At 68.1% G+C, this 12,246-nt stretch carries 11 protein-coding genes; 5 read left to right on the top strand and 6 right to left on the bottom strand.

Going from position 1 to position 12,246, the window contains the following annotated elements; all coding sequences use genetic code 11:
* Positions 1 to 10: 10 nt before the first annotated feature.
* The 3 genes from ACLD0W_RS00165 to ACLD0W_RS00155 are packed head-to-tail and all read right to left on the bottom strand — an operon-like array spanning position 11 to position 2,456.
* Positions 11 to 1,408, bottom strand: coding sequence for an MATE family efflux transporter (locus ACLD0W_RS00165; RefSeq protein WP_410305498.1), 1,398 nt, complete (start codon positions 1,406 to 1,408; stop codon positions 11 to 13).
* Positions 1,409 to 1,418: 10 nt separating this feature from the next.
* Positions 1,419 to 1,850: a PaaI family thioesterase gene (locus ACLD0W_RS00160; protein ID WP_410305497.1), complete on the bottom strand. Its 432-nt coding sequence runs from the start codon at positions 1,848 to 1,850 to the stop codon at positions 1,419 to 1,421.
* A gap of 21 nt (positions 1,851 to 1,871) precedes the next feature.
* Positions 1,872 to 2,456 carry a TetR/AcrR family transcriptional regulator gene (locus ACLD0W_RS00155; RefSeq protein WP_410305496.1) on the bottom strand — a complete coding sequence of 195 codons (585 nt, stop codon included), beginning with the start codon at positions 2,454 to 2,456 and terminating at the stop codon, positions 1,872 to 1,874.
* A 236-nt stretch (positions 2,457 to 2,692) separates the two neighbouring features.
* On the opposite strand from ACLD0W_RS00155, the gene ACLD0W_RS00150 reads away from it, so the two are divergent.
* Positions 2,693 to 3,076 carry a DoxX family protein gene (locus ACLD0W_RS00150; RefSeq protein WP_204427263.1) on the top strand — a complete coding sequence of 128 codons (384 nt, stop codon included), beginning with the start codon at positions 2,693 to 2,695 and terminating at the stop codon, positions 3,074 to 3,076.
* A gap of 70 nt (positions 3,077 to 3,146) precedes the next feature.
* On the opposite strand, the gene ACLD0W_RS00145 is transcribed toward ACLD0W_RS00150, so the two are convergent.
* Together ACLD0W_RS00145 and purT are read right to left on the bottom strand one after the other, a co-directional pair.
* Positions 3,147 to 3,548, bottom strand: a complete 402-nt coding sequence (locus ACLD0W_RS00145) for an NINE protein (protein ID WP_410305495.1) — start codon at positions 3,546 to 3,548, stop codon at positions 3,147 to 3,149.
* Positions 3,549 to 3,611: 63 nt separating this feature from the next.
* Complete coding sequence (gene purT, locus ACLD0W_RS00140; RefSeq protein WP_410305494.1) at positions 3,612 to 4,793, bottom strand: formate-dependent phosphoribosylglycinamide formyltransferase; 1,182 nt, start codon at positions 4,791 to 4,793, stop codon at positions 3,612 to 3,614.
* A 270-nt stretch (positions 4,794 to 5,063) separates the two neighbouring features.
* Between purT and tadA the strand changes: the two genes are divergently transcribed.
* Positions 5,064 to 5,516, top strand: coding sequence for a tRNA adenosine(34) deaminase TadA (gene tadA, locus ACLD0W_RS00135; protein WP_410305493.1), 453 nt, complete (start codon positions 5,064 to 5,066; stop codon positions 5,514 to 5,516).
* A gap of 52 nt (positions 5,517 to 5,568) precedes the next feature.
* Here tadA and mltF read toward each other — a convergent pair whose 3' ends face one another.
* On the bottom strand, positions 5,569 to 7,005 hold the full coding sequence (gene mltF / locus ACLD0W_RS00130) for a membrane-bound lytic murein transglycosylase MltF (RefSeq protein ID WP_410305492.1): 1,437 nt from the start codon (positions 7,003 to 7,005) through the stop codon (positions 5,569 to 5,571).
* Positions 7,006 to 7,272: 267 nt separating this feature from the next.
* On the opposite strand from mltF, the gene purL reads away from it, so the two are divergent.
* The 3 genes from purL to ACLD0W_RS00115 are packed head-to-tail and all read left to right on the top strand — an operon-like array spanning position 7,273 to position 12,239.
* A complete protein-coding gene (gene purL / locus ACLD0W_RS00125) occupies positions 7,273 to 11,175 on the top strand; it encodes a phosphoribosylformylglycinamidine synthase (RefSeq protein ID WP_410305491.1) in 3,903 nt (1,300 codons plus the stop codon).
* The gene (locus ACLD0W_RS00120; RefSeq protein WP_410305490.1) at positions 11,175 to 11,882 is read left to right on the top strand and encodes a PaaI family thioesterase; all 708 of its coding nucleotides are present in this window, start codon (positions 11,175 to 11,177) and stop codon (positions 11,880 to 11,882) included. Before purL ends, ACLD0W_RS00120 begins: the two co-directional genes overlap by 1 nt.
* Before the next feature lie 33 nt (positions 11,883 to 11,915).
* Entirely contained in the window at positions 11,916 to 12,239 is a 324-nt protein-coding gene (locus ACLD0W_RS00115) for an NGG1p interacting factor NIF3 (protein ID WP_410305489.1), read from the top strand.
* The last annotated feature ends 7 nt before the right edge of the window (positions 12,240 to 12,246 follow it).

Genomic DNA, 12,246 nt, shown 5'->3' with positions numbered 1-12,246 from the left:
TCTCCCGGTTTCAAGGGACCAGTTTCAGTAAGGGGCCGCCGGGCAACTGGCGCAGCCAGGGCAGGCCATTGACCAGGGCGATGCCGACCAGCGCCGCCACCATCACCGCGCACAGCGCGGCCAGGTCACCGGGGCGCAGCCACGCCATCAAGGTGCCGCCGGCGATCAGAATACCCAAACGCACGGCGCTGCCCAGCAGCGGCCAGGTCATGCGTCCGGCGCCCTGGCTGGCGAAGTACAGGGCCAGGCCCACGCCCAGGAAGCCGTAGGCCGGGGCCACGGTGCGCAGATAGAGGGCGCCGGTGGCGATCGCTTCGGCGTCGTCGGTGAACAGCCGCAGCCAGGGCTCGGGGAAGACGGCGGCGGTCAGCCCCACCGCCTCGGTGGCGATAAAGGCCACCGCCGCGCCGGTCCAGGCGATGCGCCGGGCGCGGTGGGCCTGGCCGGCGCCCAGGTTCATGCCGACCATGGCCACCAGGGCGGTGCCGAAGCCGAACACGATGGGGATCTGCAGGTACTCGATGCGGATGCCCAGCCCGAAGCCGGCCAGCGCCTCCATGCTGGTGCGCGCCACGAAGAAGGTGGCGGCCATCACGCACAGGTTGGAGAGCACCGTGTTCAGCGACGACCACAGGCCGACGCCGAGAATGGCGGCGAACAGATCACGGCGCAGGGCGAGACCCCGCCGCAGACGCACGCCGCCGTGGCCGCGCACCAGCACGACCAGCAGAATCAGGGTGGCGACCAGGTAGTAAATGGCCAGGGCCAGGCCGGCGCCGACGATGCCCAGCGCCGGCAACGGCCCGACACCGAAGATCAGCGCCGGCGACAGCACCAGCAGCCCGGGCACGCCACCGGTGAGTACCCAGGCCGGGGCGCGCATATTGCCGGCGCCGCGCAGCACCGCCGACAGGCCGTTCATCAGCCACAGAAAGGTGACACCGCAGAACAGCGCGGTGGAATAGGCCACCGCCGCGTCCAGGGCGGCGCCTTCGCCACCGAGCAGGGCGTACAGCGGCCGCGCGAACAGAATCACCAGTGCCGAGCAGAGCAGGCCGAGGACGGTGGCGATCACCGTCGCGTGCAGCGCCAGGGCGTCGGCGCGCTCGGTGTCGCCGGCGCCCAGGGCGCGGGCGATGGCCGAGGAGATGCCGCCGCCGATGCCACCGGCGGACATCATCATCATCAACATCACCAGCGGGAACACCAGCGCGGCGCCGGCCAGGGCGTCCACGCCCAGCAGGCCCACGTAGTAGCTTTCCAGAAAGTTGGCGGTGGCCTGGGCCAGCATCACCACCAGGTTGGGGGCGGCCAGGGCCAGCAGCGTCGGCAGCACCGGGCCGTGCAGAATGCGCTGGGTGCGTGCCGGCGCGCGGGCGCTGGCCGGGGCGGTGGCGACCTGGCTCATGGCGTGGGCCTCAGAGAAGGATCAGGGTGGAGGTGGCGCTGGCGTAGAGCGTGCCGGCGGCGTCGGTGAGCCGGGCTTCGGCGAACGCCAGCCGCCGGCCCTTGGTGACCACCTTGCCTTCGGCGCGCACCGGGCCGGTGTCCTTGGTCATGGCCCGGTGGTAGGCCACTTTCAGTTCGGCGGTGCTGTAGCCCTGGCCGGCGTCGAGGGTGGAATGCACCGCGCAGCCGCAGGCGGAATCCAGCAGCGTGGCGGCGTAGCCGCCGTGCACGGTGCCGATCGGGTTATAGACCTTTTCCGTGGGCTGGCCTTCGAACACCACCCGGCCTTCTTCCAGCTCCACCAGGGCGAATTCCATGGTGTGGCCGATGCCCCGGTGGGTGTCGTTCTGGAGGGCGTGTTGCAGAACCTGCAGGCCGGTCATGTCGGAGAGCGTGGTCATGAAGTATTCCTTGAAGTCGGTTCAGGGTTTGGGCGCGGTGGTGCCGGGCAGTTCGGCGTGCACCGCGTCGAGGATTTCCCGGGACAGGGCGTCGTCGTCCACCGCCCGGGCCAGAATCAGGCCGCCCACCATGGCGGCGGTGGCGGCCACCGCCTTGCGACGGCGCAGGGCCGCCCGGCGGCCGGGCAGGGCGCCGTCGATCAGATCGATAAAGCGGCGCACGCTGCGGGTGAAAGCGCCACGCACCGGCGGGCTCTGGCGGGTTGCCTCGCCGGCCAGGGCGGCCAGCACGCAGCCATCGCCCGCGTGGTCCCGGTGGCGCCGGGACAGGTAGCGACCGGCGAGGGCGTCCATGGACGGCCCTTCGTCGCCGGCGAGCAGCTTGCGCCAGCGCTTCCCGGTAATGCCGATGGCGTGTTCGCAGGCCTCCGCCATCAGCTGTTCCTTGGAGTCGAAGTGGCCGTAGAAACCGCCATGGGTGAGGCCGGCGCTGTTCATCAGTTCCGCCACGCCGATGCCGTCGAAGCCCCGTTCGCGGAACAGACGGGCGGCCTGTTCGACGATGCGTTCGCGGTTGGCGGCGGCCTGTTCCTTGCTAACGCGCATGATGGGCTCCTGGTTAGATGATGATCGTCATTTATCTATTGATGATGATCATCATCTAAAAAGAGGGCATGGGCAAGGGGCGATTCGGACATGCACCGGGGTGGGAAGCGACGGGCGAGGGCCAGGGAATCATGCATAAAAAGGCGCAAGCGCCGGCCCGTGTCTTTCCTTTTTTACAGGAAAGCCGTTCAATAGAGCGCGATCAGCCTTCGGTTGGGAACCTTAAAGGAGAGACCATGCAAAACGCGGACGTGGGCAAACTGGTATTGCGCCTTGCCCTGGGGATCATGATTCTGCTGCACGGCATTTTTAAGTTGCAGCATGGCGTCGGCGGCATCGCCGGCATGTTGCAGGGGGTGGGCCTGCCCGGTTTTCTCGCCTATGGCGTGTTTATCGGGGAAGTGATCGCGCCGATCATGGTGATCATCGGCTACCAGACCCGCATCGGCGCGGCGATCATCGTCGGCAATATGCTGGTGGCCATTGCCCTGGCGCACATGGGGCAGGTGTTCGCCCTGGGCGGCAACGGCGGCTGGGCCATCGAGCTGCAGGGCATGTACCTGTTTACCGCGGTGGCGCTGTGCTTCCTGGGCGCCGGCCGGTATGCGATGAAGAACTAGCTACAAGCTACAAGCTACAAGCGAGCGGGCTCCTGCTTGGAGCTTGCAGCTTGCAGCTTGTAGCCGATTTTCAAAGCGATCCCTGCATCATGTTCTTGGTGCTGACCTGCCCGTTCAGGGTCCAGAAATCATACAGAATCCCCAGGCCGAACAGACCGGCGGTGAACAGGTAGAGGATGCCGGTGATCCACTTGCCCAGGTAAAAGCGGTGCAGGCCGAAGATGCCCAGGAAGGTGAGCAGGATCCAGGCGATGTTGTAGTCGGTGGGGCCGGAGCGGTAACGCAGGTCCGCGTCCCGGTCCATGCCCGGGATCAGGAACAGGTCGATGATCCAGCCGATAAAGAACAGCCCCAGGGTGAAGAACCAGATGGTGCCGGTAATCTGGCGACCGTAGTAGAAACGGTGCGCGCCCATGAAGCCGAAGATCCAGAGGCAATAGCCGATCACCTTGCTGTGGGTGTCCCGATACATGAATAACCTCTCCTTGCGTTAAACCGTGGGGCCTTGAGTTAAACCGTGGGCCGGGCGTGGGGCTCAGAGCTCCACGTTGATGGCCGCGATCACTTTGTTCGCTTTGACGCGCGCTTGTTCCACGCTGTCGGCCCGGGCCAGGCCCACGCCCAGCCGGCGGCTGCCGCTCACTTCCGGTTTGCCGAACAGGCGCAGGTCGGTGTCCGGCTGCGCCAGGGCGTTCTCCAGGCCGCCGTAGCGCATGTCCCTGGAGTCGCCCTTGACCAGCAACACCGACGACGCGCTGGGACCGCGCTGCTCAATCAGCGGCACCGGCAGGCCCAGGATCGCCCGGGCGTGCAGCGCGAACTCGGACAGGTCCTGTGACATCAGCGTCACCAGGCCGGTGTCGTGGGGGCGCGGCGACACTTCGCTGAACCACACCTGGTCGCCCTTGATGAACAGCTCCACGCCGAACAGGCCACGCCCGCCCAGGGCGTCGGTAATCGCCCGTGCCTGGCGCTCGGCTTCCACCAGGGCGGCGTCGTTCATCGGCTGCGGCTGCCAGGACTCCCGGTAGTCGCCGTCTTCCTGGCGGTGGCCGATGGGCGCGCAGAAGCTGGTGCCGCCCACGTGGCGCACCGTCAGCAGGGTGATTTCGTACTCGAATTCCACGAACCCTTCCACGATCACCCGGCCCTGGCCGGCGCGGCCACCGGACTGGGCGTAGTCCCAGGCGGCGTCGATGTCGTGCTCTGTTTTCACCAGGCTCTGGCCCTTGCCGGAGGAGGACATCACCGGCTTGATCACGCACGGCAGGCCCACTTCCTTCACCGCCGCCAGGTACTCCTCCTTGTCGCCGGCGAAGCGATAGGGCGAGGTGGGCAGGCCCAGCTCCTCGGCGGCCAGCCGGCGGATGCCTTCCCGGTTCATGGTCAGGCGGGCGGCGCGGGCGGTGGGCACCACGTTGAAGCCTTCCTCTTCGAGCTTGATCAGCTCGTCGGTGGCGATGGCTTCGATCTCGGGCACGATGTAATGGGGTTTTTCCTGCTCCACCACGGCGCGCACCGCCTCGGCGTCGAGCATGTTGATCACGTGGTGGCGGTGGGCCACCTGCATGGCCGGGGCATTCTCGTAACGGTCCACGGCGATCACCTCGCAGCCCAGTCGGGTCAGCTCGATGGTGACTTCCTTGCCCAGTTCCCCGGAGCCCAGCAGCAATACACGGGTGGCGCCGGCGGCGTAGGGGGTGCCCAGAGTCGTCATGGTGGCGGCTCCTCAATGTCGCGAAGGGTCGCCGCGGGTGCGCGGCGGGTGAGCGACGATTGTAGCGGAAAGCGGCAGGCACGCCACAAGCTGCAAGCCGCAAGCTGGGGGGCGAAGGCGGTGTGCCGGTCGATGGCCAGTTGAAAGTTCAAAGTTAAAAGTTGAAAGGTCCGGGCTGCCGGGCTTTCCCGCGGCCTTCGGCCGGCGTCGGCTTGCAGCTTGCAGCTTGCAGCCGTCTACTATGCCGCACGCAGAACAAGGTGGCGGGTTATGCAAGACGACGAGTATTGGATGGATCGGGCGCTGGCGCTGGCGGAACGGGCCGGGGCCGAGGGCGAGGTGCCGGTGGGGGCGCTGGTGGTGCGCGATGGCGAGGTGCTGGGGGAGGGCTGGAACCGGCCCATCGGCGCCCACGACCCCACCGGCCACGCCGAGGTCAACGCGCTGCGCGACGCCGCCGCCCGCCAGGGCAACTACCGGCTGCCCGGCGCCACCCTGTACGTGACCATCGAGCCTTGCACCATGTGCTTCGGTGCCCTGATGCACGCCCGCATCGCGCGGCTGGTGTACGGCGCCCGGGAGCCCCGCGCCGGCGTCTGCGAGAGCCAGCTGGGCCTGCCGGAGCGGACCTTCTACAACCATCGGGTGGAAGTGGTGAGCGGCGTGGCGGCGGAACGGGCCGCCGAACTGTTGCGGACGTTCTTTCGGCGGCGTCGCGGCTGAGGGCGTCGCGGTCGTTCGACCGCGATCCCCGGCGGATCGCCCGTCCGGAGGGTTATTCGCTGGCCGCCACCAGGGTCTGACCGTGGCGCTCGGAATTGTCCGCGCGCACAAGCAGGTCGTAGTAGTGGCGGATATGGCGCACATAGACCGCCGCCTGGCCGCCGGGGGCGGCGCCGTAACGCAACTGGTTCACATAGGCCGGGTGATCGAGCAGGGTCAGGCGGGTTTTCACGTCCGCCCAGCGGTCCGGGTCGCCGCCCTGGCGCTGGGTCAGCACACGGGCGTCTTCCAGGTGCCCCATGCCCATGTTGTAGGCGGCCAGGGCCATCCAGGTGCGGTCCGGTTCCTGGATGCGGTCCGGCACCCGGTCGTGCAGCTGGCGCAGGTAACCGGCGCCGGCGCGGATGCTCTGGGCCGGATCGGTGCGGTCGCTGACGCCCATTTCCCGGGCGGTGCGGGTGGTCAGCATCATCAGGCCCTCGACCCCGGTGGGGGAGATGGCCTGGGCGTCCCACAGGGATTCCTGGTAGGCCATGGCGGCCAGCAGGCGCCAGTCGAAACCGGCGCTGTCGGCGGCCTGCCGGAAGTCCGCGGTGTAGTTGGGCAGGCGATCGTCCAGATGGCGGATAAAGCTGCGCGCGGAATACAGATCCATCTGTTCCATCTGCCCGTAGAAGCGCTGGGCCAGACGCTCGGCGGTGCCGTCGGCCTTTACCTGGGTCAGGTAGCGCTGGGCGGCCAGGTAGAGGGTGCGGTCGCCGCCGTCGTTGAACGCCCAGGCCAGGCCCTGGTCCCGGTTCAGGGTGAAGCCGGAGGCCAGGTCCGGAAACAGGGCCCGGTGCATGGCATAGGCGTTGGAGTTGACCAGGCCGTAGTCCGCCTCGCCCTGTTCCAGCAGCGTCAGCACCTGCTCGGCGGAGCCTTTTTCCACCACCTTGAAGTCCAGATCCGGGTGTTCGGCGCGGGCCAGGGCCAGCATCTCACCGTGGCGGCTGCCGGCGCGCAGCACCACGGTCTTGCCGGCCAGATCGGTGAGCGCGGTGGGGCGCGGGCTGCCCAGCCGGTACATCACCAGGGTGTCGACGATTTGATAGGGGGTGCTGTAGCGCAGGCCCTGGCTGCCGTCCTCGCCGGCCAGCAGGGCGGCGGCGGCCAGGTCGGCGCGGCCGCCGCGCACCGCCTTGCGCAGGGCGGCGGTGCTGTCCACCTTGAGCAGGGTCAGTTCCACGCCCAGGCGCTCGGCGAAGCCCTTGGCCAGTTCGTACTCCATGCCGGTGAGGCCGTTGGAGTCCCGATAGACGGTGGTCAGGGAGGGGCGCGTGGCCACCACGAGCTCGCCCCGCGCCTGGATCCGTTCCAGGGCGGTGGGGGCGGGGCGCAGAGCCATGGTGGCCGCCACGATCACCAACAGGGCGAGCGGGGCCAGCAAATGCCTGGCCAGACTGTGGCGACCCCCTTGGAAAAAAGAGGGTTTAAGCAGTGTGGTCATGCCGTGCAGGGTCTCCGGTTGTGATCCCAATCACGTAATGCGGGCGGAATTTTGCACGGCAAGTGCTTAAAAATCCAGCAAATCCACCCCGCCGAGGGGTAACCAAAGATGTATTGGCCCCATTGGCGCACCCTATGACCACCTCCAGGACCGGTGGTTCGGCGAATAGGAATTCCGCCTTCCATCCCTTATCATTGCGGGCCTTGGAGCCCATGGCTCCGTCGTCTCCCCGTTTACCCACAGTCATCGATGGAAAAAGCCGATCCTATGCTGATCCTCCCAGGTAGCCCGGCGCTGTCCGCCTTTCGTAAGGAAAAACTGCTGGAAGCCCTGCCCCAGGTGGTGGCGCTGTCCGCCCGCTATGTGCACTTCGTGGAAGTGAACGCCGATCTCGACGAACGGGAACGGCGGGTGCTGGACAGTCTGCTGCACTACGGGCCGAGCCTGGAAGAGACGGAGGTGGACGGGGACGTCTTCGTGGTGGTGCCACGGCCGGGCACGGTGTCGCCGTGGTCGTCCAAGGCCACCGACATCTGCCACAACGCCGGCCTGGAGAAGGTGGCGCGGGTGGAGCGCGGCATTGAGTACCGGCTGCGGCTGGACGGCGAGGTACCGCGCCGGGAGCTGGCCGCCGCCCTGCACGACCGCATGGTGGAAGCGGTGCTGGACCGGGTGGAGGACGCCGACCGGCTGTTCACCCACCACCAGCCCCGGCCCCTGACCACGGTGGATGTGATCGGCGGCGGCCGCGAGGCCCTGGCCGAGGCCAACGGCGCCCTGGGCCTGGCCCTGGCCGACGACGAGATCGACTATCTGGTGTCGCGCTTCACCGCCCTGGGCCGCAATCCCTCGGACGCCGAGCTGATGATGTTCGCCCAGGCCAACTCCGAGCATTGCCGCCATAAGATCTTCAACGCCGACTGGACCATCGACGGCGAGGCCCAGCCGCTGAGCCTGTTCGCGATGATCCGCAACACCCACAAACACGCCCCGGACGGCGTGCTCAGCGCCTACAGCGACAACGCGGCGGTGGTGGAAGGGCCGGTGGCGGACCGCTTCTTCCCGGTGGACCGGAACGGCGAGCAGGAATACCGCTACGTCAACGAGCCGGTGCACATGCTGATGAAGGTGGAGACCCACAACCACCCCACCGCCATCGCCCCGCACCCGGGCGCGGCCACCGGCGCCGGCGGCGAGATCCGTGACGAGGGCGCCACCGGTCGCGGCGGCAAGCCCAAGGCCGGCCTCACCGGTTTCTCGGTGTCCAACCTGCGCATCCCCGGCTTCGAGCAGCCCTGGGAAGACGACTACGGCCGCCCGGACCGCATCGCCTCTCCGCTGGACATCATGATCGACGGCCCCCTGGGGGGGGCCGCCTTCAACAACGAATTCGGCCGGCCCAACCTGTGCGGCTACTTCCGCACCCTGGAACTGCAGGCGCCGGGCATCAACGGTGACGAGCGCCGTGGCTACCACAAACCGATCATGATCGCCGGTGGCCTGGGCAACGTACGGGACGGCCATGTGCACAAGAACGAGATTCCCGACGGCGCCAAGGTGATCGTGCTGGGCGGCCCGGCCATGCTGATCGGCCTGGGCGGCGGCGCCGCCAGTTCCATGGCCAGCGGCGAGTCCGATGAGACCCTGGACTTCGCCTCGGTGCAGCGCGGTAACCCGGAGATCGAGCGCCGGGTGCAGGAAGTGATCGACCGCTGCTGGGCCCTGGGTGACGACAACCCGATCGTGTCGGTGCACGACGTGGGCGCCGGCGGCCTGTCCAACGCGCTGCCCGAGCTGGTCCACGACCACGACCGGGGCGCGCGGCTGGAGCTGCGCAGGATCCCCAGCGCCGAGCCGGGCATGAGCCCGGTGGAAATCTGGTGCAACGAAGCCCAGGAACGCTACGTGCTGGCGGTGCTGCCCGAGGATCTGGAGCGCTTCAGCGCCCTGTGCGAGCGCGAGCGCGCCCCGTTCGCGGTGCTCGGCGAGGCCACCAGCGAGGAGCACCTGCGGGTGGGCGACGAGCACTTCGGCGACGCGCCGGTGGATCTGCCCATGGACGTGCTGTTCGGCAAGCCGCCGAAAATGCAGCGCGCCTTTGATCGGGAGGACTTCGAACGCCGCCCGTTCAGCACCGACGGCATCGAACTCAAGGACGCCATCGAGCGGGTCATGCGCCTGCCCACGGTGGCCTCCAAGAGTTTTCTGATCACCATCGGCGACCGCTCGGTGACCGGCCTGGTGCACCGTGATCAGATGGTCGGGCCCTGGCAGGTGCCGGTGGCCGATTGCGCGGTCACCGCCACTGGCTACAACCCCAATCAAGACAACATCAGCACCGGTGAAGCCATGGCCATGGGTGAGCGTACCCCGGCGGCCCTGGTCAACGCCCCCGCCGCCGGCCGCATGGCGGTGGCCGAGACGCTCACCAATCTGGCCGCCGCCCACATCGGTTCGCTGGCCAATATCCGCCTGTCCGCCAACTGGATGGCCGCCGCCGGCCACCCCGGCGAGGACCAGGCCCTGTTCGACACCGTCGAGGCGGTGGGCATGGAACTGTGCCCGGCGCTGGGTATCGCCATCCCGGTGGGCAAGGACTCCCTGTCCATGCGCACCCTGTGGCAGGAGCGCGGCATCGAGAAAAGCGTCACCGCGCCGCTGTCGCTGATCGTGTCCGGCTTCGCCACCGTCACCGACATCGGCCTGACCGCCACGCCGCAAATCCGCACCGGTATGGACAGCGAGCTGCTGCTCATCGACCTGGGCCGTGGCCAGGACCGGCTGGGCGGTTCCGCCCTGGCCCAGGTGTACGGGCAGGTGGGTGACGAGGCGCCGGACCTGGACGACCCCCAGGATCTGATCGCTTTCTTCGACACCACCCAGGCGCTGCTCGCCGAAGGCCGTCTGCTGGCCTACCACGACCGCTCCGACGGCGGCCTGTTCACCACCCTGGCGGAGATGGCCTTCGCCGGTCGCGTGGGCATCGACATCGTGCTCGACAATATCGCCGGTGACGGCCCGGAGGCGGTGGCCGCCCTGTTCGCCGAGGAAGCCGGCGCGGTGATCCAGGTGCGCAGCGAGGACGTGGACGCGGTGCGCCAGCGCTACGAGGACGCCGGCCTGACCGGCTGCGTGCATCACGTGGGTACCCCCAACGACGACGACGTGATGCGTCTGCGCCTGGGCGGCGCGGTGCTGCGCGAGCGCCCGCGCTGGGGCCTGCAGCGGCTGTGGTCGGAAACCAGCTATCGGATCCAGGCGCTGCGCGACAACCCGGATTGCGCCCGCCAGGAATTCGACGCCGTGCCCGATTCCAATGACCCGGGCCTGAATGTGCGGCTCACCTTCGACATGAGCGAGGATGTGGCGGCGCCTTACATCAACACGGGCGCGCGACCGGCCATCGCCGTGCTCCGCGAGCAGGGCGTCAACGGCCATATGGAAATGGCCGCCGCCTTCGACCGCGCCGGCTTCCGCGCCGTGGACGTGCACATGAGCGACCTGCTGGCCGGCCGCGTGGACCTGGCCGACATGAAGGGCCTGGTGGCCTGCGGCGGCTTCTCCTACGGCGACGTGCTGGGCGCCGGCGAGGGTTGGGCCAAGACGGTGCTCTACAACGAGCAGCTGCGTGACGCCTTCAACCGCTTCTTCTTCCGCGAGGACACCTTCGCCCTGGGCGTTTGCAACGGCTGTCAGATGCTCTCCAATCTCAAGGACCTGATCCCCGGCGCCGAGCACTGGCCGCGCTTCGTGCGCAACCTGAGCGAACAGTTCGAGGCGCGCACGTCGCTGGTGGAAGTGCAGGATTCACCGTCCATTCTGCTGCGCGACATGGCTGGCACCCGCCTGCCCATCGCCGTGGCCCACGGCGAAGGCCGGGTGGAAATCAGCGATGACGCCCTCAACCGCAACGAGGAAAACCGCCTGCTGGCGATGCGCTTCGTGGACACCCTGGGCAACCCGGCGGAACAGTACCCGGCCAACCCCAACGGCTCCGCCCGTGGCGCCACCGGCTTCACCACCCGCGATGGCCGCGTGACCATCATGATGCCGCACCCGGAGCGGGTGTTCCGGGTGCTGCAGAACAGCTGGATACCGGACGACTGGCGCCGCTTCGAGAACGGCCCCTGGTTCCGGATGTTCGCCAACGCGCGTAAGTGGGTGGGCTGATGAGCAACGAAACCTACAACTATTTTGATCTGCCCATCGGAGAGTCCCCGGAGCCGACGCCGGTGTCCGAGCAGCGTCGGGCGCTGGCCCGGGAGTTGCTGGCGATCAGCGAGCAGCTGGTGCGCCTGGACGCGGACGAATCGGCGCTGGCCGATTACACCGCCCAGGCGCGGGCGCTGCGAGAGCAACTGGAAAGCCACGGTCACCGCGGCATGCGCGATATTCTGGGCCGGCTGATCACCGGCCAGGGCAGCCGCCAGGACGCCCTGGACATGGCCGAGTTCGAGATCCTGTCCGGGCCGGCCAGCCCGCTGTCGCCGCCCATGACCCTGTGGGTGGACGGTGACACCGTGCGTGGCAGCGCCACCTTCGGGCGGGTGTTCATGGGCCCGCCGGGCAAGGTGCACGGCGGCGTGCTGGCCCTGGCCCTGGACATGCTGATGGCCAAGACCCAGGATTTCGTCACCGGCCTGGGCATGACCGGCACCCTCAATATTCGTTACCTGGCGCCCACGCCGCTGAATACGGAGATCCGCTTCGAGGCCCGGCTGAATCGGCTGGAAGGGCGTAAGCTGTTCGTCGAAGCCAAGGTGTTCGCCGGCGACACCCAGACCGTGGAAGCCACTGGCATCTGGATTTCCGCCCGGGGCGATTACCGCCTGCGCGACCGCTTCGTGCACCTGGCGGAGGCCGACCAGCCGGCCTGACGCCGCGGGCAACCGTAACGACAGGAGGCCACCATGACCGTCTACAAGCTCTGCTTCTACGTACCGGAAGACCACGCCGAGGCGGTCAAGACCGCCGTCTTCGAGGCCGGTGCAGGCCGCATTGGCAACTATGATTGCTGCAGTTTTCAGGTGCGCGGCCAGGGCCAGTTCCGGCCCCTGGAAGGCAGCCACCCCCACCTTGGCGAGCACGGCAAGGTGGAGACCGTGGACGAGTTCCGCGTCGAGATGATCTGCACCGACGACCACCTCAAGGCGGCCCTCAGCGCGCTGCGTCTTGCCCATCCCTACGAAGAACCCGCCATCGACCTGTGGCGGCTCGAGGACCTGCCCGGCTGATCGCGGC

The organism is Alloalcanivorax sp. C16-1 (genome assembly GCF_046507805.1).
Taxonomy (GTDB): domain Bacteria; phylum Pseudomonadota; class Gammaproteobacteria; order Pseudomonadales; family Alcanivoracaceae; genus Alloalcanivorax.
This window is presented reverse-complemented; position numbering and strand designations above follow the sequence as displayed.

Coding starts and splice junctions, on each gene's coding strand:
- ACLD0W_RS00165 (WP_410305498.1), bottom strand. CDS start 1,408: ATGAGCCAGGTCGCCACCGCCCCGGCCAGCGCCCGCGCGCCGGCACGC.
- ACLD0W_RS00160 (WP_410305497.1), bottom strand. CDS start 1,850: ATGACCACGCTCTCCGACATGACCGGCCTGCAGGTTCTGCAACACGCC.
- ACLD0W_RS00155 (WP_410305496.1), bottom strand. CDS start 2,456: ATGCGCGTTAGCAAGGAACAGGCCGCCGCCAACCGCGAACGCATCGTC.
- ACLD0W_RS00150 (WP_204427263.1), top strand. CDS start 2,693: ATGCAAAACGCGGACGTGGGCAAACTGGTATTGCGCCTTGCCCTGGGG.
- ACLD0W_RS00145 (WP_410305495.1), bottom strand. CDS start 3,548: ATGTATCGGGACACCCACAGCAAGGTGATCGGCTATTGCCTCTGGATC.
- purT (WP_410305494.1), bottom strand. CDS start 4,793: ATGACGACTCTGGGCACCCCCTACGCCGCCGGCGCCACCCGTGTATTG.
- tadA (WP_410305493.1), top strand. CDS start 5,064: ATGCAAGACGACGAGTATTGGATGGATCGGGCGCTGGCGCTGGCGGAA.
- mltF (WP_410305492.1), bottom strand. CDS start 7,005: ATGACCACACTGCTTAAACCCTCTTTTTTCCAAGGGGGTCGCCACAGT.
- purL (WP_410305491.1), top strand. CDS start 7,273: ATGCTGATCCTCCCAGGTAGCCCGGCGCTGTCCGCCTTTCGTAAGGAA.
- ACLD0W_RS00120 (WP_410305490.1), top strand. CDS start 11,175: ATGAGCAACGAAACCTACAACTATTTTGATCTGCCCATCGGAGAGTCC.
- ACLD0W_RS00115 (WP_410305489.1), top strand. CDS start 11,916: ATGACCGTCTACAAGCTCTGCTTCTACGTACCGGAAGACCACGCCGAG.